Genomic DNA, 24,257 nt, shown 5'->3' with positions numbered 1-24,257 from the left:
CGGGAAAACCCGTGGCCGGAACGGTAGCAGAGCGCAGGTGTGCCATCACGCGCGGCCCATCTCCTTAACAGTGTGAAGGGATAGGGCACCATCGGATCCGTGGGTTTGGGACGGGAGACGATCGTGCGGGCGGCGCTCGGGCTGCTCAACGAGGTCGGGCTGGACGGGCTGACGCTGCGCCGGCTCGCCGTGGAGCTGGACGTGCAGGCCCCGGCGCTCTACTGGCACGTGAGGAACAAGGCCGAGCTGCTGGACGGGATGGCGGCGGCGATCGTCGGCGACGCGTTCGACGGCCTGGAGGCCCCGCGGCGCGGCGAGTCGTGGGTGGAGTGGACCGCCGAGACCGCCCGCCGCCTGCGCGACACGATGCTCGCCTACCGCGACGGCCCCCGCGTGCTGTCCGGCGCGTACCTGGCCCACGTGTCCGGACGCCCGCTCGAACTCGCGCTGCGGACCCTGTGCGACGCGGGCTTCTCCGTGCGGGACGCGGCACGCGGCATCACGACCGTCTACTCGTACGTCCAGGGCTTCACCGCGGAGGAGCAGGCCACCGCGCCACCGGCCGCCGACCCGGGCCGCTTCCCGCTGGCCGCCCGTGCCCACGCGGACCTGGTGGCGGACTCCGACGCCCGCTTCGAGCACGGCCTGCACCTGCTGCTGTCCGGCCTGCGGCTGTCCCGGTTCGGCGGGTAGCGTGCCGGCGGGCGTGCGGGCCGTGACCCGGCTGCTCATCGACCTCGACGGCCGCTCCGACACCCGTGACCTCGGGATGCTGGCCGTGCGAGCGTTCCGCGCCGCGCCGCCGGTCACCACGGCGAACGCCGACGCGCTGGCGGAACTGGCCGAGGTGGTCGGCTGGATCCTGTTCGAGGAGGAGCGCCAAGCCGAGGCGCACGCCCACAACCTGGCGGCGCTCGCCTTAGCGCGTCACGCGGGCAACCGCGGCATCGAGACGCTGACCCTGCTCAACATGGCCATGCAGCGGACCCACGTCGGCCGCTTCGCGGAAGCGCTCGACCTCGCCGCACAAGGGGAATCGACCACGACCTCACCCAGGGTCCGCGCGATGTTCGCCCTGCGCCGAGCCCGCGCGCACTCCCGGATGCGCCGTGCCGCGGCAGCCCTGCACGCGCTGGACCGGGCTCAAGCGGTTCTCGAAGACGACGACACCGCGCCGCCGTGGGCGTGGTGGATCGACGAGACCGAGCTGCGCGGCCACCGGGGTGCCGTGCTGGCGAACCTCGGCAGGCTGGCGGAAGCCGCCGAGACGTTCCCGGCCGACGACGACCTCCGGTTCCGGGAAGTGGTGCGGGCCATGCGCTTCCGCACTCTCGAAGCCCTGCACGGGTGGACCGGCCCGACGCCGGTCTTCAGCAGTCCGAGGGCGGTTCTCACCGCGACTCCCAGGGCGGTTCACGCCGCGGAGGGCAGGGCAGTTCACACGGCGGCTCCGAGGGCGGTTCACACCGCGACCCTCTAGGGCGGTTCTCACCGCGACTCCCAGGGCAGTTCACACCGCGACGGGCAGGCCCGGGGTCCGGTACACGCGTTCGGCCGCGTCCACCGCGTAGACCTCGCACCCGTCCTGCGCCGCCGCCCAGGCGATGCCCTCCGACCCCATCGCGAACGCCGCCGTGGCGGTCGCGTCGGCGACGGTCAGCGAAGGCGCGTACACGGTCATGCTCAACAGCTCCGTCACGGGCGCGCCGGTCCGGCCGTCGACGATGTGGTCGCCTCGCTCGTACCGGGCCGAGGTCGCGACCGCCCCGTCGGTCACGTCCAGCACCACGCAGAACCGGTCCGCCACCAGGGGATGCCGCACGCCGACCCGCCACGGCCCGCCGGACGCCACGACGTCACCGCCCGCGTTCACCACGAACCGCGCCGCGCCGCCGACTGCCAGCAGGTCCGCCGCCCGCTGCACGGCCCAGCCCTTGACGACCGCGCACGGGTCCAGCCGGCGACCGGGCAGCCGCACCTGGAACGCGCCGCCGGTCGCCAGCCGGTAGTGCTCGCACAGGTCCAGCACGTGGACCAGCTCCGGGCTGAGCGCGGTCGGGGCGAGTTCGTCCCGGTCCAGCCGCGACACCTCGCTGTCCGCGCGGAACGGGCTGAACCGCGCGTCCGCTTCGCGCAGCCACTCGAACGCCCGGTCCACGGCGGCGGTGTCCCCGTCCCTCAGGTCCACCGAGATCGGCAGACCCATGATGTGCTCGACCCGGCGCATCCCAGCCCTCCGCGTCTCAGTTCTTCGCGTCTCAGTTCTTCGCGTCGATCGCGGCCTGGAGCGACCGCACGTACGCCTCGCTGGTCGCGGTAGCGCCGGAAACCGTGTCCACGTCGGCGCTCTGCGCGGTCAACGTCTCCTGGACGAGCGCCGGCACAGCTCGGCGGGTAGGCGCGCTGTTGGGCTGCTTGACCATCTTCACGGCGATGATCCGGTCGCCGTCGAAGGTCACCTGCACCTGCACGTCGCCGTGGCTGGTGCGGATCAGCGATCCGGAGACAGTCTGTGTGCCGACAGACTCCGGCGCGGCAGTACCGGGCGTGGGCGCGCCGGGGACGGCGGCCGGCGCTTCCGGCGCGGCGACCGTTTCGGGCCGGGCTTCGAAGCGCCACAGCGGGATCAGGCCCGCGACGGTCAGCAGCAGGATCGGGACTGCTCTCTTCACGGCTCCCCCTCAACTCGCCAGGCTGAAACGTTCGGCGTGCACCTGCTGCTTCGGCACGCCCAGTTCCCGCATGCTCCGCAACACGGCGCTGGTCATGCCGGGCGGCCCGCAGACGAACACGTCCCGGTCGCGGACATCGGGCACCGCGCGGGAGATCGCGTGCGGGCCGAGCGGCGGGCCGTACGGCGTGCGGGCGTTCGACGGGCCGGTCACCACGTGCAGCACGGCGCCGCGGGCGCGCGCCAGGCCGCGCATCTCGTGCAGCAGAACGGCGTCCTGCGGCCGGCTCACCCGGTAGATCACCACGACGTGCCCGCGCAGCTCCTCCAGCAGCGCCCGCACCGGCGTGATGCCGACACCTCCGGCGACCAGCAACGTGTCGGGCCGCGTCCGGTGCAGGGTGGTGAACGCCCCGTACGGCCCTTCGGCGAACACCCGGGTGCCCGGCCGCAACGCCTTCAGCGACGCGCTGCCCGCGCCCAGAGCCTTGGCGGTCAACCGGAGGTGACGCCCGTCGGGAGCGGCGGACAGCGAGAACGGGTTGGCCTGCCACCACCGGTCCCGGGTCAGGAAGCGCCACAGGAAGAACTGGCCCGCCCGCGCGGGCAGCCTGTGCAGGTCGCGGCCGGTGATGTAGATCGACACGACGTCGTCGGACTCGGGCACGACGGCGGCGACGCGCAGCCGGTGCCGCAAGTTCCGCCACAACGGCAGCACGAGCCGTCCGGCGAACACCGACCCGAGCGCGAATCCCCAGACACCCCACCAGTAAGCGGTCGCCACCGGGGACGCGGTGAACGTCGTCCCGACGCCGATCTGGTGCGAGAACGCCAGCACCACCGCGAGGTAGCTGTACAGGTGGACGAAATGCCAGGTCTCGTAAGCCATCCGCCGCCGCGCGAACCGCGCGGACACCGCACCCACCAGGAGGACCAGCACCAGCGCGACGATGGCCCGCAGCACGCCCTGCACGGTGGTGGCCAGCGACACCAGCTCGTCGACCGGTGGCAGCGACGCGAGTCCGGCGTACCCGAAGGTGATGAACACCGCGTGCGCCGACAACATCCACAGCAGCGAGAACCCGACCCACCGGTGCCACGACGTCAGCCGGTCCATGCCCAGCCTGCGGTCGAACCACGGCAGCCGGGCCACCAGGAGTAGCTGGAACGCCATCAGCAGCGCCCCGTAGAGCCCCGCCAGCCGGCCGACGAGGATCAAGGCGTTTGCCGACAGGCCCGCTTGCACGAACAGCACGGTCACCACGACCGCGTTCGCGACCAGCACGGCGTACAGGCCGGTGCGGGCCACCACCTTCGGACTGACGGAGTCGGGGCGCGTCGCCGGTGCCGGCAGCCGGACGGTGGTCACAAGCGGCACTCCTGTTCGGGTGGGGTCCGCCTTCGAGCCTGCGGACGTGAGCTGTGCGAGTCCTGTCGCCTACCTGTCGACTTCCTGTAGATCAAGCCGGCCGCGGCGGTCGGGTTAGCCCGCCGGTCGGCGGTGCCGCACCATGAGCACGTGGACAAGGCCAATGCGGTTCGACTGCTCGTCGTGGACGACGAGCCCCACATCGCGGACCTGGTCGCGACGGTCGCCCGGTACGAGGGCTGGCAGGCCGCGACGGCGGGGAGCGGGGAGGCCGCGCTGGAGACCGCCGCCGAGTTCCACCCGGACATCGTGGTGCTCGACCTGATGCTGCCCGACCTGGACGGGTTCACCGTGCTGGACCGGCTGCGCTCGTCCGGCGCGATGGTGCCGGTGGTGTTCCTGACCGCCCGCGACGGCACCGCGGACCGGGTCGCCGGCCTGACCAGGGGCGGCGACGACTACCTGGTGAAGCCGTTCTCGGTGGAGGAGCTGATGGCGCGGCTGCGGGCCGTGCTGCGGCGCAGCACCGGGCCGCAGTGGAAGCGGTCCGTGCTGAAGGTGTCCGACCTGGCGATGGACGAGGACACCCGCGAGGTGCGCCGGGGCGGGCGGCTGGTCACCCTCACGCCCACCGAGTACGAGCTGCTGCGCTACCTGATGCGCCGCTCGCCCGCCGTGCTGACCAAGGCCCAGATCCTCGACCACGTGTGGGAGTACGACTTCGGCGGCCGGTCGAACGTGGTCGAACTGGTCGTCTCACACCTGCGGCGCAAGCTGGACGACGGCCACGAGCCGCTGATCCACACCGTGCGCGGCGTCGGCTACGTGCTGCGCAAGGCCCCCGACTGATGACCACCGAACAATCTGGGCCCACACCGTCGAAATCGTCTTCCACCAGACGATCGCCCTTCAGGCGAACAAGTCCATCGCCCTCCAGACGATCGCTCCCCAGACGATCCGACTCGTCGCCCGGCAAACCATCGGAACCCAGACGATCGAATCCGTCGACCCTCAGATCGTTGTGGAGCAAAGCGTTCGGCCGCCAACGATTGCGCCTGGGCACGCGACTGGCGCTCGGCCTGGGCGGCCTGGCGCTGGGCGTGTTCGCGGTGGTCGCCACCGTGATGGTCAACAGCATGGAGGACTACCTCGCGGGCAAGCTTGACGACCAGATGCTCTTGTCGCAGATCGAGCTGGAAAAGGACATCAAGAGGTACGGCGAGCTGCACCGGTCGGTGTACGGCTGGTTCGCCGCGGTGTACGAGGTCCGGGACGGGCAGGCCACCCTCCGACCGCCCGCCGACCTGCCGCCGGACGCCCGCGAGCTGGCCGAGGTGGCGCAGGAGGTGACCGGCGACGAGCCGGTGTTCCGCACCGCGTACCTGAAGGGCGCCGGCACCTACCGGCTGCGCGGCTGCCCGGTGGGCGGCGGGGTCGTGCTGGTCAGCGCCGCGCCGATGACCGACATCACCACCACCGTGCGGCAGTTGGTGATGGTGGTGGTGGCGACGTTCGTGCTGGCGCTGATCGCGTTCGTGGTGATCGGCCGGGCGGTGCTGCGCCGCGGGCTCCAACCGCTGAGCGACATGGCGAAGACCGCGCAGGACATCACGTCACACGACCTGACCGACTCGGCCCGGCTGGCGGTGCGCGCGGAAGGCGGCAACGGCGGCGTGGAGGTCGAGGAGCTGCGCACCGCGTTCAACACGATGCTGGAGCACATCGACTCGTCGCTCGCCGCGCGGACGGTGGCCGAGCAGCGGCTGCGCCGGTTCATCGCGGACGCCTCACACGAGCTGCGCACCCCGCTGACGTCGATCCGCGGTTACGCCGACCTGTTCCGCTACGCGGCGGCGAACGCGCCGGAAGAACGCGAGGCGCACCTGGAGAAGCTGCGCTCGGAGGCGGCCCGGATGAGCGTGCTGCTGGACGACCTGCTGCTACTGGCGCGCCTCGACTCGGCCGAGTCGGAAACACCACTGCGACCGGCCGACGGCGACCTGGCGGAACTGGTCCGAGAGTCAGCGGACGCCTTCCAAGCAGCCCGCCCGGACCACCCGCTGACCGTGACGACACCCGACCCGGACCCGGTACGACTACGTTTCGACCCGATGCGACTACGCCAAGTAGTCGACAACCTACTGGCGAACGCAGCGATCCACACCCCACCGGGCACCGCCATCTCCCTGTCCGCAACCGTGGAACAGGGCCACGCCGTGGTCCGCGTGAGCGACAGCGGCCCAGGCATCCCCACCGCCGACCAACACAGGATCTTCGACCGCTTCTACCGGGTCGACAACTCCCGCACCCGAGACCGAGGCGGCAGCGGCCTGGGCCTGGCAGTGGCGCACTCCCTGGTAGCAGCCCACGGCGGCACCATCACCCTGGAAAGCCACCCGGGCGCGACCACCTTCACCATCCGAATCCCCAGAACCTGGGCAGCCGCCTCCCAGACGACTCACCAACACGGGTCGTAAGTCCCAGATCACCCGGACCCGCCAACCTTCGACGCGCCTCTCCGACCTTCGACTCGCCCCGCCAACCTTCAACGCTCCCCGCCGGCCTTCAACGCTCCCCGCCGGCCTTCAACGCTCCCCGCCAGCCTTCAACGCGACTCGCCGGCTTTTGACCGCCTCGCCCCGCGAGGCCGCGTCGGTGGTTCGTGGCGCGTCCCTCGTCGATCACGCTTTCCGATCGACGAGGGACGCCCCGCGAGCCGCCGACTCCCAGGCGGCCGAGCCGCCCGACGGAGTCGGGCCATCCAATACAGAGCCGGTGAGGGGACTCGAACCCCTAACCTTTCGCTTACAAGGCGAGTGCTCTGCCAATTGAGCTACACCGGCGCGGCGGAAAGGCCGGGAACATCGTAAGCGCCCGCTGTCGGTGCCACCTGCGGCGAACGGTCTGCTCAGGGTGCGTCGTCATTGGTCCGTCCGGAGGCAGGCAGCCCGACCGAGCGGCCCAGCGAGGACCTAAAACCGCTGGCCAGCGGTATCAACAGTGCTGAACGCACGGTGATCGTCTCACCCGTGGTGGGTACCCCTGTGAGGGGTGGCGCAGGACACAGCGACGAATGTGACACCGTCGGCGTGGCGCAGGTCCCCGAACCACGAGGAGGACGCCCGTGCGGCTGCGGCGCAGGCGGTACCGCGACCCCAGGACCACTCCTGGCCTGTGGCAACCGGTCGAGGGACCGTCCCTTCCGGACGACTCGACCGTCCACCTCGTGCTCGACCTCGCGTTGCGGGTGGGTGAGGTTCAGCTCGCCAGTGGCGCCGGTGCGGCGGACGTCACGGCGACTGTGATGGCCGTCGCAGAGGCCTACGGGTTGCCGCGCACGGAGGTCGACGTGACCTACACCTCGATCACCGTCTCGTGCCACCGGGGCACCGAAGCCGCCCCGATCACCTCGCTCCGCGTGGTCCGCTCGCGCGGGCTGGACTACACGCGGCTCGCGGCGGTCGAGGATCTGATCCGCCGGATCACCTCCGACCAGGTCAAGGCCCCGGACGCGTACGCCGAGCTGGACCGGATCAGCAAGCGACCGCACCCGTACCCGCGCTGGGTCGCCACGGCCGCGTGGGCGGGGATGGCGGGCTCGGTGGCGTTCCTGGTCGGCGGCGGCCCGCTGCTGGCGCTCGCGGCGGCCTTGGTGACGACCGTCATCGACCGGGTCGGCCGGGTGCTCAACCGGCGTGCGCTGCCGTTCTTCTTCCAGCAGGTGGTCGGCGGCGCGCTGGCGTCCGCCACCGCCCTGGCGATGTACGCGACGAACCTGCTGCCCAGCGTCCGCCCGTCGCTGTTGATCGCGACCGGGATCGTGGTCCTGCTGTCCGGGTTGTCGCTGGTCGGCACCGTCCAGGACGCGATCACCGGCTACAACGTCACGGCCGCCGGCCGCAGCGTGGAGATCGTCCTGCTCACGGCGGGCCTGATCGCGGGCATCGCGCTCACCCTGCGGGCGGGTGTGCAGTTCGGGGTCCGGACGTCGATCGCCGACCCGTTGCCGCCGCTGATCTCCGACGTGCCGATGCAGTTCGCGGCGGGCGCGGCGACCTCGGCGTTCTTCGCGCTGGCCGCCTACGCCACGCCACGCGCCCTGCCGATCGCGGCGGCGGCCGGGGCCGTCGGCACCGCCACCTACGGTCTGCTGGCGCTCACCGGCACGAACGCCATCACCCGCGCCGCGGTCGCCGCCACGGTCGTGGGTTTCGGCGGCGCGGTCATCTCCCGGCGCCTCCGGACGCCACCGCTCGTGGTCGCGGTGGCCGGGATGGTGCCGCTGCTCCCCGGTTGGACCACCTACCACGGTCTTTACCAGCTCACCATCGACGGCGACGCGGCCGGCCTGTCGACCCTGGTGCTGGCCGCCGGCACGGCGTTGGCGCTGGCCAGCGGGGTGGTGCTGGGCGAGTTCCTCGGCCGGCCGGTGCGCACCGGGTTGGGCAGACTGGAGCGGAAGTTGGCCGGGTCCTGGTTGTCCGGCCCACCGCGCCCGGCCAGGCGCCGGGTCGACTAGGCGTCCGGACGGACGTGACCTACGTCCAACCTGGTCGAACCCGGTGTGACGGGGACGACGGAAGGGCATCCGGAACGAGCGTTCCCGTTAACCTCGGGGGCGGGCGAGACGAATCTCCTAGGAGGCGTTACCCGGTGAGCATCGGCGAGAACGGCGCGGACTTCCTGGTCGTGGCGAACCGCCTGCCGGTCGACCTGGAACGTCTGGACGACGGCACCCGTCGCTGGAAGCACAGCCCCGGCGGCCTGGTCAGCGCGCTGGAGCCGTTCCTGCGCGCGCACAGCGGCGCGTGGATCGGCTGGCCCGGCGTGGCGGACGCCGACGTCGAGGCGTTCGAGGAGGACGGCCTTCAGCTACACCCGGTGTCGCTCAGCTCCGCCGAGGTGCGCGACTACTACGAGGGCTTCTCCAACGGCACGCTGTGGCCGCTCTACCACGACGTGGTGGCGCCGCCCGCATTCCACCGCCGCTGGTGGAACGCCTACGTCCGGGTGAACCAGCGGTTCGCCGACGTGACGGCGAAGGTCGCCGCGCAGGGCGCCACCGTGTGGGTGCAGGACTACCAGTTGCAACTGGTCCCGGCCATGCTCCGCGAGCTGCGGCCGGACCTGCGGATCGGCTTCTTCCTGCACATCCCGTTCCCGCCGGTGGAGCTGTTCATGCAGCTCCCGTGGCGCACGGAGATCATCCGCGGCCTGCTCGGCGCGGACCTGGTGGGCTTCCACCGGCCCGGCGGCGCGCAGAACTTCCTGTGGCTGGCCCGCCGCCTGATCGGCCTGGAGCCCAGCCGGGGCGCGGTCGGCGTGCGCACCCGGCCGGGTGTGGTGCAGGTCGGCGACCGCACGGTGCGGGTGGGCGCGTTCCCCATCTCGATCGACTCCGCCGGGCTGGACGCGCTGGCCCGCAACAAGGAGGTCCAGCAGCACGCGAAGCAGATCCGCGAAGACCTCGGCCGGCCGAAGAAGATCCTGCTCGGCGTCGACCGCCTCGACTACACCAAGGGCATCGACGTCCGGTTGCGCGCGCTGCACGAGCTGCTCGCCGACGGCCGGGTCGACCCGGGCGAGGTGACCATGATCCAGCTCGCGACGCCGAGCCGCGAGCGGGTCGACCACTACCAGCAGATGCGCGGCGAGATCGAGCAGGCCGTCGGCCGGATCAACGGCGAGTTCTCCACCGTCGGCCACCCGGTCGTGCACTACCTGCACCAGTCGGTGGACCGCCGCGAGCTGACCGCGTTCATGACCGCCGCCGACGTCATGGTGGTCACGCCGGTCCGGGACGGCATGAACCTGGTCTGCAAGGAGTACGTGGCCTGCCGCTACGACCTCGGTGGCGCGCTGGTGCTGTCCGAGTTCGCGGGCGCGGCGGCCGAGCTGACGAGCGCCTTCCTGGTCAACCCGCACGACCTCGACGGCGTGAAGAACGCGCTGGAAGCCGCCCTCACGCTCGATCCGGCGGAAGGCCGCCGTAGGATGCGCGCGCTGCGCCGCCAAGTCCTCACGCATGACGTCGACCGCTGGGCTCGTTCGTTCCTTGACGCCTTGGGTACGCAGACCGCAGTCTGACCGGTGACATTCCGAATCGGTTCAGACCACGCACCCGACCTGTCCCACCGAGCTTTGAGGAGGGGCGTTGACCGCCGAGGCCCTCCCCGCCGAACTTCGCCGTGCGATCGTGCAGCTTGCGCGTACACCGCGCCTGCTGGTCGCCTGCGACTACGACGGGACACTGGCTCCGATCGTGGCCAACCCTGAGGACGCCCGCCCGCTGCCCGAGTCGGTGGGCGCGCTGCGCTCCCTGGCCGGGCTGCACGAGACCACGACGGCGGTGATCTCCGGGCGCGCGTTGCGGGACCTGGCGACACTGTCCCGACTGCCGTCCGAGGTACACCTGGTCGGCTCGCACGGATCGGAGTTCGACGTCGGCTTCGTGCACGCGCTGGACACCGACGCGCGGGCCCTGCACCGCCGGCTGGAAGCCGAGCTGGAAGGAATCGTCAACGGCCACGAGGGCGTCGGCCTGGAGGTCAAACCCGCGAGCATCGCGGTGCACGTGCGGCGTGCGGAACCCTCCGTGGGGGAGCGGGTTCTGGCCGCCGTGCGCACCGGCCCGTGCACCTGGGACGGCGTGGAGGTGACCGAGGGCAAGGCCGTGGTCGAGCTGGCCGTGGTGCAGACGGACAAGGGCCACGCCCTGGACGTCCTGCGGCACCGCGTGTCGGCGACGGCCGCGGTGTTCGTCGGCGACGACGTCACCGACGAGAAGGCGTTCGCCCGGCTCACCGGCCCGGACGTGGGCATCAAGGTCGGCGACGGCGAGACGCTGGCCGGGTACCACATCGAGGACACCGTCGACGTGGCCACCGTGCTGGCGTTCCTGCTGGAGGAGCGCCGGGCGTGGCTGCACGGCGACCAGGCGGTGCCGATCGAGCGGCTGACCATGCTGGCCAACGAGCGGTCCGTGGCGCTGCTGACCCCGGACGCCCGGCTGAACTGGCTGTGCCACCCGGAACCGGACTCGGCGGCGGTGTTCGCCGACCTGCTCGGCGGCCCCGCGGCGGGCCACTTCTCGATCAAGCCGGAGCACGGCTCGCTGCCGCTGGGCCAGCGGTACGTGCCGGGCACGATGATCGTGGAGACCCGCTGGTCCCGGCTGCTGGTCACGGACTACCTGGACCACGACCTGGCCTCGCACCGCACCGACCTGGTGCGGCGCGTCTCCGGCTCGACCAACGCGGTGATCACGTTCGCGCCGCGCCCGGAGTTCGGCCAGGTGCCGGTGCGGCTGCTGCGCGAGCGGGACGGCCTGCGGGTCGTCGGCACGTCGGACCCGATGGTGCTGCGCTCGCCGGGCGTGGACTGGGAGATCACCTCCGACGGCCTCCAGGAGACCGCGACGGCCGTCGTGCGGCCCCGGGAGGGCGCCCCGATCCTGCTGGAGCTGCGGTGCGGCACGGACGACCTGTCCGAGGCCACGCTGGGCGAGGCGGAGCGGCGGGCCCGCGCGGGCGCGTTCTGGTCGGACTGGGCGGCGACCCTCAAGCTACCGCCGGTCGAGTCGGAACTGGTGCTGCGCTCGGCCCTGACCCTGAAGGGCCTGGTGCACCACGACACCGGCGCGATCATGGCGGCGGCCACCACGTCGCTGCCCGAGGAGCTGGGCGGCATCCGCAACTGGGACTACCGGTACTGCTGGCTGCGCGACGCGGCGCTGACCGCGCAGGCGCTGGTGTCGGTGGGGTCGCTGGGCGAGGCCGAGGCGTACCTGGGCTGGGTGCACGGCGTGCTGGCCACGCTGCCCGGCCCGGAGCGGCTGCACCCGCTGTACACGTTGCAGGGCACCATGCTGGGCGCCGAGGCGGTCATCGACACCCTGCCGGGGTACGCGGGCTCACGGCCCGTGCGCGTCGGCAACCTCGCCAACCAGCAGGTTCAGCTCGACGTGTTCGGCCCGGTGGTGGACCTGGTCGGGCAGTTGGCGGCGGCCCGCGGCGCGCTGACCGACCAGGACTGGCTGATGGTGCAGGCGATGGCCGAGGCGGTCGCCCGCCGCTGGCACGAGCCCGACCACGGCATCTGGGAGGAGCGCCACGCGCCCCGGCACCACGTGTACTCGAAGGTCATGTGCTGGGTGACGCTGGACCGGGCGGTGTCGCTGGGCGAGGCGTACGGCCGCGACATCGACCCGTCGTGGCCGGTGCTGCGCGACACCATCGCGAACGACGTGCTCAAGCACGGGTGGAGCGAGGAAGCGCAGTCGTTCACCACGGCGTACGACGGGCACGACCTGGACGCGGCGTCCCTGCACGTGGGGCTGTCCGGCCTGATCGACCCGGCCGACGACCGCTTCCAGGCCACCGTGACCGCGATCGAGGCGGAACTGCGCTCGGGCTCCACCGTCTACCGGTACCGCCGCGACGACGGCCTGCCCGGCGACGAGGGCGGCTTCCACCTGTGCGCGGCGTGGATGATCGAGGCCTACCTGCTCACCGGGCGCCGGACGGAGGCGGAGGAGCTGTTCACGCAGATGGTCGACGCCGCCGGCCCCACCGGCCTGCTGCCCGAGGAGTACGACCCGATCGCGGAGCGTTCCCTGGGCAACCACCCGCAGGCCTACAGCCACCTGGGCCTGATCCGCTGCGCCCAGCTACTGGCGAGGTAGCCCGACGGCGGTCTCCGGGGCCTTGCCGCGACACCCGTCGCGGCAAGGCCCCGGACCTGTCCACAGGGTTGTCCACAGCGGTGGACAACTCGAACACCTGTTCGGATCAACGCCCGGTGGGGTTCACTTCTTCAGCTTGAGGAGCTGCAACGCCTCCATCAGGTCGTGTGCCACCAGCGCGCGGGTCTCCGGCGGCAGCGGACCGGCGTCCGGCGGCACCAACGCCTTGGTGTAGCCCAGCCGGGCGGCCTCGGTGAGCCGCCGGCCGACCCCGTTCACCCGCCGCAGCTCACCCGACAGCCCGACCTCGCCGACCACCACCAGGTCGTGCGGCAGAGGCTGGTCGGTCGCCGCCGAGGCCACCGCCAGCGCCACCGCCAGGTCCACCGCGGGCTCCACCAGCCGCATCCCGCCGACCGTCGCGGTGAAGACGTCCTTGTTGTGCAACGACATCCGCCCGCGCTTCTCCAGCACCGCGAGCGCCATCGCGACCCGCGCCGAGTCCAGCCCGCTGACCGCCCGGCGCGGCGAGGGCAGGTTGGTCGGCGCCACCAGCGCCTGCACCTCGCCCAGCATCGGCCGCTTGCCCTCCACGACCACCGTCACCGCCGTGCCGGTCACGTCCTGCTCGCGCCGGTTGAGGAACAGCCCCGACGGGTCCGCCACGCCCACGATCCCGTCGTCGCGCAGCTCGAAGCAGCCCACCTCGTCCGCCGGCCCGTACCGGTTCTTGATGCCCCGCACCAGCCGCAGGCTGGAGTGCCGGTCGCCCTCGAACTGGAGCACCACGTCCACCAGGTGCTCCAGCACCCGCGGCCCGGCCACCGACCCGTCCTTGGTGACGTGCCCCACCAGCACGATCGGCAGCCCGCGCTCCTTGGCCAGCGACACCAGGCTCGCGGTCACCGCGCGGACCTGCGTCACGCCGCCCGGCGTCCCGTCCACCTCGGGCGACGACATGGTCTGCACCGAGTCGACGATCAGCACACCCGGCCGCACCGCCTCGACGTGCCCGAACACCGCCGCCAGGTCGCTCTCGGCGGCGAGGTACATCATCCCGTGGATGTTCCCGGTCCGCTCGGCCCGCAGCCGCACCTGCCCGGCCGACTCCTCACCCGTGATGTACAGCGAGGGCACCGCGCCCTTCACCGCCCACTGGTAGGCGACTTCGAGCAGCAGCGTCGACTTGCCCACCCCCGGTTCCCCGGCGAGCAGCACGACCGCGCCGGGCACCAGCCCGCCGCCCAGCACCCGGTCCAGCTCGGCGACCCCGGTCCGCCGCGCCCGCGCCGACTCGACGTCCACCTCGCCGATCGGCCGCGCCGGCGAGCTGGGCGCGCCCGCGACGATCCGCGTGGCCCGGCTCACGCCGCGCTCCTCGACGGTGCCCCAGGCCTGGCACTCCGGGCAGCGCCCGACCCACTTGGAGACCTCGTGGCCGCACTCGGCGCACCGGTAGGTCGTCGTCGCCTTCGCCGCCCGCCCGTTCTTCACCACCGCAGGCTAACGACCACCCCCGACATTCCCGCACGACCCCGGACAGCGGAGAACCCGCCACCGCGCCGGGCGGGTGACGGGTTCTCGGCGGTCGATCCGCGGGTCGGCGCCCGGGGTCAGTGCTCGGAGGAGCCTTCCTTGCGCGGCTCCGGTGTGGCGCCGATCGGCACCTCCAGCGTGAGCGGGCCGGCCTGCTCGAACAGGAAGGTCACCTTCAGGGTCTGGCCGGGGCGCAGGTCCTTGGTCAGGCCCTTGAGGACGATCCGGACCTCGCCCGGCTTCGTGGGCGCCACCGAGGACGAGGGGCGCGAGGACGAGGTCGCCGAACTGCCGGAAGTCGCGGACGACGCGGTGGTCCCGGTCACCGAACCGCCTGCCGTGGTGCCGGTCGTCGTGGCGCCCGCCGTGGTGGTGCCGGGCGTCGTGCCCGAGGTCACGGTGCCGGTCGTGGTGGTGCCGGCCGCGGGCGGCGTCGGGGAGCCGGACGTCGGGGACACCGACGAGGGCTTCGAGGTGGTGCTGTGGCTGCCCGCGTCGTCCTGGTCCGCGCCGGCCACGACGGCCGTGCCCGGCTCCAGCTCCGCGTCGCCGGAGATCTCCGCCTCGGCGCTGATGTCGCTGGTCACGGAGAGCAGCTTGTCGCGCTGCGTGCCGTTGTTCGCGATCACCACGACCACGGGGGCGTCCTCGCCCTCCTGGTAGTACCCGTGGGCGACCGGGAACAGGAGCTGGGCGTCCCGGACCGCGATGGGGCCGACGGTGCCGCTCGCGCCGTTCACCGCGGCGACCTGGGTGTCGGTCTGCGTGACCTGACCTGCGCTGCAGCCCGCGGCGGCGAGGGCGACGCCCGCCGCGACTGCGGCCACGACGGCCAGGCGGCGAGGCGCTGGGGACTTCTGCTCTGCGCGACCCACGGCTGCTCGGATCCTTCCGGTGTGCTGGCTAAGCGGGCCGGACCCGGTAGTAGCGCCGGTCGACCACCAGTCCAGGAGCCTAACCGGGTGCCGGATGTCCCACCTCATGTGGTGCCCCACAGTCGATCGCGTCGTCCACAGTGGAGCGCGATCCACCAGCGCCGTTGCACGCGACCGGATGGTTTGTCAACCCCCCACGCAGTCCTGACCTGCGCGAACTGATCTCCGGACGCCGAAGAGGGGATTGCTCGACGTGTTAGGATGGGGTTAGCGAAAGGGGCAGAGGACACATGGTTTTCAAGGTCGGAGAGACCGTCGTCTACCCGCACCACGGTGCCGCTCTCATCGAAGCAATCGAGACCCGTGTGATCAAGGGCGAGGAGAAGAAGTACCTCGTCCTCAAGGTCGCCCAGGGTGACCTCACGGTTCGCGTCCCCGCCGACAACGCCGAGATCGTCGGTGTGCGTGACGTCGTCGGCCAGGAGGGTCTCGACAAGGTCTTCGAGGTCTTGCGTGCTCCTCACACCGAGGAGCCGACCAACTGGTCCCGGCGGTACAAGGCCAACCTGGAGAAGCTCGCGTCCGGTGACGTGAACAAGGTGGCCGAAGTGGTGCGCGACCTCTGGCGGCGTGAGAAGGATCGCGGACTGTCCGCAGGTGAGAAGCGGATGCTGGCGAAGGCTCGACAGATACTGGTTAGCGAATTGGCGCTCGCCGAGGGCACCGACGAGGACAAGGCGGAGGTCCTCCTCGACGAGGTTCTCGCCACCGCGTCCTGACCCTCGACATCCGCACGCAGAGATCCGCGAACATGGGTGTGGTCGCGCTCGTGCCCGCGGCGGGCCGGGGTGAGCGGCTGGGTTATGGCATGCCCAAGGCGCTCGTGCCGGTCGACGGCGTCCCGCTGTTGACACGTGCGGTGCGCGGCCTGTTCGAGGCGGGCTGCGTGCGGCACGTGGTGATTGCCGCGCCCCCGTCCGATGTGGACGTTGTGAACACCGTCACCGCCCCGTTGGCCCCAGCCGGCGGGGCGGTGCGCGTGCTCGCGGGAGGCGCCGAGCGTTCCGACTCGGTCCGGTTGGCGCTGGAGTACGCGCTGCGCGAGTTCCCGGACACGACGATCGTCCTGGTGCACGACGCGGCCCGTGCCTTCACGCCGCCGCACGTGGTGAAAGCCGTGGTCGACGCGGTCGCGGCGGGCCACCCGGCGGTCATCCCGGTGCTGCCGGTGGCGGACACCGTGAAGGAGGTGGACGCGGCCGGCCTGGTCGTCTCGACCCCGGACCGCTCCGCGCTGCGAGTGGTCCAGACCCCTCAAGGCTTCGACGCCCGCGTGCTGCTGCGCGCGCACCAGGCGGGCGGGCACGCGACCGACGACGCCGGCCTCGTGGAACGCCTCGGTGTGCGGGTCGCCACGGTTCCCGGCCACCAGGACGCCATGAAGATCACCACCCCGTTCGACCTGGCGGTCGCGGAGGCACTGCTCGCGGGAGGCCACGCGTGAGGGTCGGCATCGGCTCCGACGTCCACCAGGTGCGGGAAGGTCGCGACTGCTGGCTCGCCGGCCTGTTCTGGGAGGGCGTGGCCGGCTGCGACGGGCACTCGGACGGCGACGTCGCCGCGCACGCGCTGTGCGACGCCCTGCTGTCCGCCGCCGGCCTGGGCGACCTGGGCGCGGTGTTCGGCACCGGCGACCCGCGGTGGTCCGGCAAGCACGGGGTGGAGTTCCTCGCCGAGGTGCGCCGGCTGCTCGCCGACGCGGGCCTCCAGGTGGGCAACGCGGCCGTGCAGGTGATCGGCAACGCCCCCAAGATCGGCAAGCGCCGGGACGAGGCCCAGCGGGTCCTCTCGGCGGCCGTCGGCGGCCCCGTCTCGGTCAGTGGAACCACCACGGACGGCCTCGGCCTCACCGGACGCGGCGAGGGCATCGCCGCGATCGCCACCGCGCTGGTCGTCCCACTAGCCTGAGCGGCATGGCGATCACACTCAACGCGGCGACGCGCGCCCTCGTGGACGGCAGGAACTACGCCACGATCTCCACGCTCAACCCGGAGGGCAGCCCGCACAGCTCCGTCATGTGGATCACGAGGGACGGCGACGACCTGCTCTTCTCCACGCTCCGCGACCGCCGGAAGGCGCGCAACCTGAGCCGCGACCCCCGGGCGAGCGTCAGCGTGTGGGACCACGAGACCCCCGAGACCTACGTCGAGATCCGCGGCACCGTCACCATCGCCGAGGACGTCGACCGGGCCCTGGTCAACGCGTTGTCGCTCAAGTACACCGGCGAGCCGTACGCCGAGGAGCCCCCGGACAGGGTCCGCGTGGTGCTGCGCCTGACTCCTACGAAGGTCGCCGGAAACGGGAGTGTGTGAGTGTGGCGTGCGTCGCTGCGCCGGCTGAAGCCTTCAGTCGAGAGGTCCAGACCACGTAGCGTGCGGGGGTGACGATCCGCGCCGTCCTCTTCGACTTCTCCGGCACGCTGTTCCGGCTCGAACACGAGTCGCTGGACGAGCACGCCGACCTCATGCGCGCGCTGACCGCACCGGTCGGCGTGGCGGAGGGACTGGACATCGACCCGGCCGAGTGGGAACGCCGCGACCTCGACGGCGACCTGCACCGCGAGTTGCACCTGAAGGCCCTCACCGCCGCGGGCGCCGAGGATGCCGCCGACTTCTACGGCAAGCTGTGCAGCCCGCCGTTCTGGCAGCCCTACCCGGACACCGCCGCCGCTCTCGCGACCGGGCTGCCGACCGCCGTGGTGAGCAACATCGCGTGGGACATCCGCACGGTTTTCGCTCGTCACGGCGTCGGGGACCGGGTGGACGAGTTCGTCCTGTCGTTCGAGGTCGGCTCCATCAAGCCGGACCCGAAGATCTTCCGGGTGGCCTGCGACCGGCTGGGCGTGCTGCCGGAGGAGGCGCTGATGATCGGCGACAGCGAGGAGGCCGACGGCGGCGCGGCGGCGGTCGGCTGCCGGGTCGAGATCGTGCCGCCGCTGGAGACCGCGCAGCGGCCGGACGCCCTGCTCCAGGTGCTCCGCAAGCACGTGGCATAGGCATCCGGCATAAGCACAACAGGGCGGTCGATTCAACCCCCTGTGGTCAACGCCCGTACCATCTTCCCGTGAGCCTCCACTTGTACGACACCGCGAGCCGGTCCATGCGGGAGTTCGTCCCGCAGGTCTCCGGAACGGCGTCGATCTACGTGTGTGGGGCGACCGTGCAGGGCGTTCCGCACATCGGCCACGTGCGCAGCGGGCTGAACTTCGACGTGCTGCACCGGTGGCTGGCGCGCACGTACGAGGACGTCCGGCTGGTGCGCAACGTCACCGACATCGACGACAAGATCCTCACCAAGGCCGCCGAGCACGGCCGTCCGTGGTGGGAGTGGGCCTACGCGCACGAGCGGGCGTTCGAGGACGCGTACACGGCCCTGGGCTGCCTGCCCCCGTCCTACGCCCCGCGCGCGACCGGCCACGTGACGCAGATGGTCGAGCTGATGCAGCGGCTCGTCGACCGCGGCCACGCCTACGCCGCGCAGGGCGACGTGTACTTCGCCGTCACCTCGTTCCCCGAGTACGGCGCGCTGTCCGGCCAGAAGCTCGAAGAGGTGCACCAGGGCGAGTCGGCGGCACAGGGCAAGCGCGACCCGCGCGACTTCACGCTGTGGAAGGCCGCGAAGCCCGGCGAGCCGTCCTGGCCGACGCCGTGGGGTCCGGGCCGGCCCGGCTGGCACCTGGAGTGCTCCGCGATGGCCACCGCCTACCTGGGCGGCACGTTCGACATCCACGGCGGCGGCATCGACCTGATCTTCCCGCACCACGAGAACGAGCAGGCGCAGTCCCGCGCGGCGGGCGACGGGTTCGCGCGGTACTGGCTGCACAACGCCTGGGTCACGCTCAGCGGCGAGAAGATGTCCAAGTCGCTGGGCAACACGGTCGCCATCCCGACCCTGCTGGAGCAGGTCCGCGCGCCGGAGCTGCGCTACTACCTGGTGGGGCCGCACTACCGGTCGACCGTCGAGTTCTCCCAGGAGGCGCTGGACGAGTCGGTGTCGGCGTACCGGCGCATCGAGTCGTTCGTGCGGCGCGTGGCCGAGCGCACCGGGACCGTCGGCGACCAGGGCGAGCTGTCGGCGGCGTTCGTGACGTCGATGGACGACGACATGGGCACGCCGGGCGCGCTGGCCGCGATCCACAAGCGGGTCCGGGAGGGCAACACGGCGCTGGAGGCGGCCGACGACCTCGGCGCGCGGACGGCGGCCGAGTCGGTGCGCGCGATGACCGCCGTGCTCGGCGTGGACCCGCTTCGGTGGAGCGACACGTCGGCCGGTGGGTCGAGCGGCAGGCAGGCACTGGCCACTTTGGTCGAACACGTGCTCGAAGAGCGCGTGAAAGCCCGCAAGGACAAGGACTTCGCCAGGGCGGACGCGCTGCGCGACCACCTGCTCCTTGCCGGGATCGCCGTCGAGGACACCCCCGACGGTCCGCTGTGGACACTGAAGGACGACTGACCTCGTGGCAGGGAACTCCAAGCGCCGGGGCGCGATGCGCAACCCCGGCTCCAAGAAGGGCGCGGTCGTCGGTTCCGGCGGGCAGAAGTCGAAGGGCTTGCAGGGCAAGGGACCGACGCCCAAGGCGGCGGACCGGCCCAACCACCCGGCGTACCGGCGGGCGCAGGCGACCGCGAAGGCCGAACAGACCCGCACGCAGCGCCGCAAGGCCGCCGAGAACGGCCCGGAGACCGTCGCGGGCCGCAACCCGGTCGTGGAGTGCCTGCGCGCGGGCATCCCGGCGACCGCGCTGTACGTGGCGCTGGGCATCGACGCGGACGACCGGGTCGCCGAGGCCGTGCAGCTCGCCGCCGACCGGGGCATCTCCGTGCTGGAGGTGCAGCGCGGCGAACTGGACCGGATCACCGGCGGCGCGATGCACCAGGGCCTGGGCCTCCAGGTCCCGCCGTTCGAGTACGCCGAGCCGCGCGACCTGCTCAAGATCGCCCGCGGGTCCGGGTCGCCGCCGTTGCTGGTAGCGCTGGACGGCGTGACCGACCCGCGCAACCTCGGCGCGGTCGTGCGCTCGGCGGCGGCGTTCGGGGCGCACGGCGTCGTGCTGCCGCAGCGGCGTTCGGCGGGTATCACCGCCGTGGCGTGGCGGACCAGCGCGGGCACGGCGGCGCGGATGCCGATCGCGGTGGCCACGAACCTGACCCGGCAGCTACGCGAGTGGGCCGACGCGGGCCTGATGGTCGTGGGCCTGGACGCGGACGGCACCGTGGACGTCGACGGCTTGGAGCTGGCGACCGGGCCGCTGGTGGTGGTCGTGGGGTCGGAGGGGCGCGGTCTGTCGCGGCTGGTGCGGGAGACGTGCGACCAGACCGTGTCGATCCCGATGGCGGCGGGCGTGGAGTCGCTCAACGCCTCGGTCGCGGCCGGCGTGGTGCTCGCCGAGGTGGCCCGCAGGCGGCGGCTCGACATCGCCCAACCCTGACCGCCCAACCCTGACCGCCCGATCGCCCGACCTCCGACCCCCGAACGCACGACGCCCGAGCCCCGAACACCCGGCTCTGACGGACACCCGAACACCCGGCTCGCGGATGCCGAATCCGCGACTCGCCGGCCCGGCAGCTCGACTCGCGACACGAAGCCGCGACTCGCCGGGCCCGGCGGGGGACGGGCGGGGGTGTGACGCTGGGCGTTTTGTCACCCGATCGGCAACCTTGACGTCGGCCGCCGGATAAAGTTCCCGGCGATGTCCTTCGCCACGCCACTCTTCCTGTGGTTCTTCCTGCCGGTCGTGCTCGCGACCGTCCTTGTCGCACCCCGGGGCTGGCGCAACGGCGTGGTGGCGGTCGCCAGCCTCCTCTTCTACTTCACCGGCGCGGGCGGCACGACGTTGCTGCTGCTCGGCGCGATGGTGCTGAACTACCTGGCCGGCCGCCGCCTGGAGCCCGGCTCCCCCGGCGACCGCAAGCTCGTCCTGATCGGCGCGATCTGCGTCAACCTCGGCGTCCTGCTGGTCTGGAAGTACCTCGGGTTCGCCACCGAGCAGCTACACGACATCGCCTCGCTGATCGGCGCGGACCTGCCCGTCGTGCACCTGGCGCTGCCGATCGGCATCTCGTTCTACACGTTCCACCACATCTCGTACGTGGTGGACGTCTACCGGGGCGAACGGCCCGCGCTCAAGGAGCCGGTCGCGTTCGTCACCTACATCGCGATGTTCCCGCAGCTCGTGGCCGGCCCGATCGTCCGGTTCCGGGAGATCGCCGACCAGCTCCCGCAGCCCCGCCTGCACCGCTGGGACGACATCGCGGCGGGCTTCCCGCGGTTCGCCCTGGGGCTGTGCAAGAAGGTGATCATCGCCGACTCGCTGGCCCCGCTGGTGGACGCCTGCTTCGCCACGCCGGACGACAAGATGACCTTCGCGGTCGCCTGGCTGGGCGCCATCGGCTACACGCTGCAACTGTACTTCGACTTCTCCGGCTACTCCGACATGGCGATCGGCCTGGGCCGGATGCTGGGCTTCCGGCTCCCGGAGAACTTCGCCCGCCCGTACTCCTCCGTGACCATCACCGAGTTCTGGCGGCGCTGGCACATGTCGCTGTCCCGCTGGTTCCGGGACTACGTCTACATCCCACTGGGCGGGAACCGGGCCGGCGTGCTGCGCACCTACCGCAACCTCGCGATCGTTTTCGTGCTCACCGGTTTCTGGCACGGGGCGAACTGGACGTTCCTGGTGTGGGGTTTGTTCCACGGCGCGCTGCTGGTCCTGGAGCGCCGTTTCGGCTGGGATTCCGCACCGGTCGCCACCCGCGCCCGCATTGCCCGCCGCGCGCTCACCATGCTGCTCGTGGTAATCGGCTGGGTGTTCTTCCGGGCGGCGGATCTGGGCGACGCGTTCACAATCCTCGGACATCTGTTGATGCCCGATTTCGGCGGCCTCGGAGAAGCCGTCGCGGCGGCGGCGACCAATCAGCGGATTCTGCTCCTGGTGGTCGCGCTGGTGATTGTCGTAATGCCCGGCCACCCCGTGTCGGGCCCCTACCTGGAGTCCTCTCGGGATCGGATCGCGGTAGCCGCTAGGGTGTCCCTGATGACCGTGGGCGTGGGGTATGCGGCGATCCTGGTCGCCAGCGGAACGTTCAGCCCGTTCTTGTACTACCAGTTCTGATGATCGACAAGCCGGCCGCGGCAACAATAACCGAACGGGTTCCGGCACCCGGCTCGGCGGCCCGCACGAACACGCTGGACCGGTCGGACCAGCGGTGCGACGACCAATGGAGGTCGCCCTGACCCTGGGTAGGCGAGCTTTGCTCACGCCGGGTCACCTACGGTCAACTGTCAAGAATAAGTGGCAGACTTTTCGCCATTGTAACTACTTTATGTAACTGATCTGGTCCGTTCGGGTACACACTGTGGTAGGACAGAGATTGCAGAACCGGCAGCTTCTACCGTGCTAACCGAGATAATTGTTACTTCGGGTGGGGGTAACGTGACTCACTCATCGGGGCCGACGAACCTGGAGGAGTGGTGACTTCCGGGGGGACCATCCGCGCGCTCGTGGGCAACCGCGAGTTCCGCGGCATGTGGATCGGCTCGACGGTGTCCACGGTGGGTGATCAGCTCGCGGCCGTGGCGCTGTCACTCCTGGTGTTCGAGCAGACGAAGTCCCCCGCCTGGACCGCCCTCACGTGGTCGCTGACCCTGCTGCCGTCCCTGGTGTCCGGCCCGCTGCTGGGCTGGATCGCCGACCGGTTCCCGCGACGCACGGTGATGATCTGCTGCGCCTGGCTCCAAGCCGCCCTGGTGGGCCTGATGGCGCTGCCCGGCGTGCCGTTGTGGATCATGATAGTCCTGCTGGTCGTCGTGCTGATGATCGCCTCCCCCTTCCTGGCCGCGCAGGAGGCGAGCCTCCCGTCCGTGCTGCCGGAGAAGCGCTACGACGACGGCGTGGCGTTGTTCGGGACGTCCGTGGACGTCGCCCAGATGGCTGGACTCGCCGCGGCGGGCTTCCTGGTGACGACGGCCGGGCCGAACGTGGCGCTGGCGATCAACGCGGCCTCGTTCGTGCTGGTAGCGGTCATGGTGCAGACCTCGGTGCGGTTCCGGCCGGCCGCCGACCCGCTGGGCCGGTCACTTCGGGATCCCGAAGCCGGCAAAGGAGCTTTCGCGTTGCTCGTCACTGAGCCGCGGTTGCGCTCTCTTATGGGTATGCGCCTTTTGGCCGGCATCGCGATGGTGCCCGAAGGGCTCGCCGTGCCCCTCGCCGCGAGCCTGGACGCGGTGTGGGCGGTGGGCCTGATCCTGGCCATCGAGCCGGCCGCGAACGTGCTGGGCGTCGCCGTGCTGTTCCGCCTCGTGCGGGATCCGGCGAAACGCGAGAAGCTGATCGGGCCGCTGGCCATACTGTCGTTGGCACCGCTGGTCATGTTCGCGCTGAACCCCAACCTGACCTGGACCATCGCGCTGCTCGTGCTGGCCGGCATGGCGGGCGCGTACCACACGCCGGCGCGGTCGGCGTGGATGCGGATCCTGCCGGACGCCTACCGTGGACGGGCTTACGGCATCGCACGCACGGCGCTGCGGTCGAGTCAGGGTGGCGGCATGGCGTTGGCTGGTGTGGTCGCGCACGCGATCGGCTCGGTGACCGCGACACTCGCGGGCGCGGGCGCCATCGGTCTGCTCCTGGCGGGGCAGGCGACCGTAGCCTGGAACCGGGCGCGGGCCAGGTCCGACCCGAACACGGTGGCCACATGAAACAGACTCATCATGTGCGGCGATTCTCATGACGAGACGTTCGTGTGCGCTCCGCGAGAACACACGCACGTACGGTGAAATTTCCGGACTGGGCTCAAGGAGAGCGATGGGGTCACCACTCGCGGTTACGCATGGTAGACGCTCCTCTACGCGCGACTTGGGTACCGAGGGGGGCCGGGTGGCCGTCGCTGGGCCGGCGAGTGGCCGCGCGGCGGCGGCATGAGTGTAGGGGGGACGTGGTGAAGAACAGTTTGCCTGACCACGAGCCGTCCGCGACAGTCAGAGGGCGTCCGACGCGCAACTGGGACCTTTGGTCGCTGCGCCGTACCGCCATCGCGTACATCCTTTCCGTCGAACTGGCGGTGG

Annotated in this window: 21 protein-coding genes and 1 tRNA gene; 16 read left to right on the top strand and 6 right to left on the bottom strand. The window is 71.5% G+C overall.

Annotated elements, in window-relative coordinates:
• Window positions 1–99 precede the first annotated feature (99 nt).
• Entirely contained in the window at window positions 100–693 is a 594-nt protein-coding gene (locus ACQPZF_RS02175) for a TetR/AcrR family transcriptional regulator C-terminal domain-containing protein (protein WP_433267685.1), read from the top strand.
• A 13-nt stretch (window positions 694–706) separates the two neighbouring features.
• The gene (locus ACQPZF_RS02170; protein WP_433267683.1) at window positions 707–1,480 is read left to right on the top strand and encodes a hypothetical protein; all 774 of its coding nucleotides are present in this window, start codon (window positions 707–709) and stop codon (window positions 1,478–1,480) included.
• Window positions 1,481–1,510: 30 nt separating this feature from the next.
• On the opposite strand, the gene ACQPZF_RS02165 is transcribed toward ACQPZF_RS02170, so the two are convergent.
• From ACQPZF_RS02165 to ACQPZF_RS02155, 3 genes are read right to left on the bottom strand one after another with little or no spacing between them, the layout of a single operon-like run.
• Window positions 1,511–2,227 (bottom strand): FAD:protein FMN transferase, encoded by a 717-nt coding sequence (locus ACQPZF_RS02165; protein WP_433267681.1) that lies wholly within the window; start codon window positions 2,225–2,227, stop codon window positions 1,511–1,513.
• 31 nt (window positions 2,228–2,258) lie between these two features.
• A complete protein-coding gene (locus tag ACQPZF_RS02160; RefSeq protein ID WP_433267679.1) occupies window positions 2,259–2,672 on the bottom strand; it encodes an FMN-binding protein in 414 nt (137 codons plus the stop codon).
• 9 nt (window positions 2,673–2,681) lie between these two features.
• The gene (locus tag ACQPZF_RS02155) at window positions 2,682–4,040 is read right to left on the bottom strand and encodes a ferredoxin reductase family protein (protein WP_433267677.1); all 1,359 of its coding nucleotides are present in this window, start codon (window positions 4,038–4,040) and stop codon (window positions 2,682–2,684) included.
• A gap of 150 nt (window positions 4,041–4,190) precedes the next feature.
• Here ACQPZF_RS02155 and ACQPZF_RS02150 point away from each other — a divergent pair, with 150 nt between their 5' ends.
• On the top strand, window positions 4,191–4,889 hold the full coding sequence (locus ACQPZF_RS02150; protein ID WP_433267676.1) for a response regulator transcription factor: 699 nt from the start codon (window positions 4,191–4,193) through the stop codon (window positions 4,887–4,889).
• Between the two features lie 170 nt (window positions 4,890–5,059).
• On the top strand, window positions 5,060–6,517 hold the full coding sequence (locus ACQPZF_RS02145) for a sensor histidine kinase (RefSeq protein ID WP_433267674.1): 1,458 nt from the start codon (window positions 5,060–5,062) through the stop codon (window positions 6,515–6,517).
• Between the two features lie 293 nt (window positions 6,518–6,810).
• On the opposite strand, the gene ACQPZF_RS02140 is transcribed toward ACQPZF_RS02145, so the two are convergent.
• Window positions 6,811–6,883: transfer RNA gene (locus ACQPZF_RS02140), tRNA-Thr, on the bottom strand.
• A 281-nt stretch (window positions 6,884–7,164) separates the two neighbouring features.
• Here ACQPZF_RS02140 and ACQPZF_RS02135 point away from each other — a divergent pair.
• The 3 genes from ACQPZF_RS02135 to otsB all read left to right on the top strand — a co-directional run bounded on the left by ACQPZF_RS02135 (window position 7,165) and on the right by otsB (window position 12,723).
• Window positions 7,165–8,559 carry a threonine/serine ThrE exporter family protein gene (locus ACQPZF_RS02135; protein WP_433267672.1) on the top strand — a complete coding sequence of 465 codons (1,395 nt, stop codon included), beginning with the start codon at window positions 7,165–7,167 and terminating at the stop codon, window positions 8,557–8,559.
• A gap of 134 nt (window positions 8,560–8,693) precedes the next feature.
• Window positions 8,694–10,127, top strand: a complete 1,434-nt coding sequence (locus tag ACQPZF_RS02130) for an alpha,alpha-trehalose-phosphate synthase (UDP-forming) (RefSeq protein ID WP_433267670.1) — start codon at window positions 8,694–8,696, stop codon at window positions 10,125–10,127.
• Between the two features lie 67 nt (window positions 10,128–10,194).
• Window positions 10,195–12,723, top strand: a complete 2,529-nt coding sequence (gene otsB / locus ACQPZF_RS02125) for a trehalose-phosphatase (protein ID WP_433267668.1) — start codon at window positions 10,195–10,197, stop codon at window positions 12,721–12,723.
• Window positions 12,724–12,846: 123 nt separating this feature from the next.
• Here the strand turns inward: otsB and radA are convergent, their stop codons facing one another.
• Both radA and ACQPZF_RS02115 read right to left on the bottom strand, forming a co-directional pair.
• Window positions 12,847–14,220 carry a DNA repair protein RadA gene (radA, locus tag ACQPZF_RS02120; protein ID WP_433267666.1) on the bottom strand — a complete coding sequence of 458 codons (1,374 nt, stop codon included), beginning with the start codon at window positions 14,218–14,220 and terminating at the stop codon, window positions 12,847–12,849.
• A 116-nt stretch (window positions 14,221–14,336) separates the two neighbouring features.
• Window positions 14,337–15,134: a hypothetical protein gene (locus ACQPZF_RS02115; protein ID WP_433267665.1), complete on the bottom strand. Its 798-nt coding sequence runs from the start codon at window positions 15,132–15,134 to the stop codon at window positions 14,337–14,339.
• 290 nt (window positions 15,135–15,424) lie between these two features.
• On the opposite strand from ACQPZF_RS02115, the gene ACQPZF_RS02110 reads away from it, so the two are divergent.
• The 9 genes from ACQPZF_RS02110 to ACQPZF_RS02070 all read left to right on the top strand — a co-directional run bounded on the left by ACQPZF_RS02110 (window position 15,425) and on the right by ACQPZF_RS02070 (window position 23,891).
• Window positions 15,425–15,913 (top strand): CarD family transcriptional regulator, encoded by a 489-nt coding sequence (locus tag ACQPZF_RS02110; RefSeq protein ID WP_012782996.1) that lies wholly within the window; start codon window positions 15,425–15,427, stop codon window positions 15,911–15,913.
• A 32-nt stretch (window positions 15,914–15,945) separates the two neighbouring features.
• Window positions 15,946–16,638 carry a 2-C-methyl-D-erythritol 4-phosphate cytidylyltransferase gene (gene ispD / locus ACQPZF_RS02105; protein ID WP_433267663.1) on the top strand — a complete coding sequence of 231 codons (693 nt, stop codon included), beginning with the start codon at window positions 15,946–15,948 and terminating at the stop codon, window positions 16,636–16,638.
• On the top strand, window positions 16,635–17,102 hold the full coding sequence (gene ispF, locus ACQPZF_RS02100) for a 2-C-methyl-D-erythritol 2,4-cyclodiphosphate synthase (RefSeq protein WP_433267661.1): 468 nt from the start codon (window positions 16,635–16,637) through the stop codon (window positions 17,100–17,102). The genes ispD and ispF overlap by 4 nt, the downstream gene beginning before the upstream one ends.
• Window positions 17,103–17,107: 5 nt before the next feature.
• The gene (locus ACQPZF_RS02095) at window positions 17,108–17,506 is read left to right on the top strand and encodes a PPOX class F420-dependent oxidoreductase (protein WP_433267659.1); all 399 of its coding nucleotides are present in this window, start codon (window positions 17,108–17,110) and stop codon (window positions 17,504–17,506) included.
• Window positions 17,507–17,574: 68 nt separating this feature from the next.
• Complete coding sequence (locus ACQPZF_RS02090; RefSeq protein ID WP_433267657.1) at window positions 17,575–18,189, top strand: HAD family hydrolase; 615 nt, start codon at window positions 17,575–17,577, stop codon at window positions 18,187–18,189.
• A 68-nt stretch (window positions 18,190–18,257) separates the two neighbouring features.
• Window positions 18,258–19,646: a cysteine--tRNA ligase gene (gene cysS / locus ACQPZF_RS02085; protein WP_433267655.1), complete on the top strand. Its 1,389-nt coding sequence runs from the start codon at window positions 18,258–18,260 to the stop codon at window positions 19,644–19,646.
• A 4-nt stretch (window positions 19,647–19,650) separates the two neighbouring features.
• Window positions 19,651–20,622 (top strand): 23S rRNA (guanosine(2251)-2'-O)-methyltransferase RlmB, encoded by a 972-nt coding sequence (gene rlmB, locus ACQPZF_RS02080; protein WP_433267653.1) that lies wholly within the window; start codon window positions 19,651–19,653, stop codon window positions 20,620–20,622.
• A 261-nt stretch (window positions 20,623–20,883) separates the two neighbouring features.
• Window positions 20,884–22,305, top strand: a complete 1,422-nt coding sequence (locus tag ACQPZF_RS02075; RefSeq protein WP_433267651.1) for an MBOAT family O-acyltransferase — start codon at window positions 20,884–20,886, stop codon at window positions 22,303–22,305.
• Between the two features lie 359 nt (window positions 22,306–22,664).
• Window positions 22,665–23,891 carry an MFS transporter gene (locus ACQPZF_RS02070; protein ID WP_433267649.1) on the top strand — a complete coding sequence of 409 codons (1,227 nt, stop codon included), beginning with the start codon at window positions 22,665–22,667 and terminating at the stop codon, window positions 23,889–23,891.
• The last annotated feature ends 366 nt before the right edge of the window (window positions 23,892–24,257 follow it).

This window comes from Actinosynnema sp. CS-041913, from assembly GCF_050942485.1.
Lineage (GTDB): Bacteria > Actinomycetota > Actinomycetes > Mycobacteriales > Pseudonocardiaceae > Actinosynnema.
This window is presented reverse-complemented; position numbering and strand designations above follow the sequence as displayed.

What these genes read in the sequence shown, in the direction of transcription:
- ACQPZF_RS02095 (WP_433267659.1), top strand. Translation starts at nt 17,108, where the DNA reads ATGGCGATCACACTCAACGCGGCGACGCGCGCCCTCGTGGACGGCAGG.
- ACQPZF_RS02075 (WP_433267651.1), top strand. Translation starts at nt 20,884, where the DNA reads ATGTCCTTCGCCACGCCACTCTTCCTGTGGTTCTTCCTGCCGGTCGTG.
- ACQPZF_RS02110 (WP_012782996.1), top strand. Translation starts at nt 15,425, where the DNA reads ATGGTTTTCAAGGTCGGAGAGACCGTCGTCTACCCGCACCACGGTGCC.
- ispD (WP_433267663.1), top strand. Translation starts at nt 15,946, where the DNA reads ATGGGTGTGGTCGCGCTCGTGCCCGCGGCGGGCCGGGGTGAGCGGCTG.
- ACQPZF_RS02165 (WP_433267681.1), bottom strand. Translation starts at nt 2,227, where the DNA reads ATGCGCCGGGTCGAGCACATCATGGGTCTGCCGATCTCGGTGGACCTG.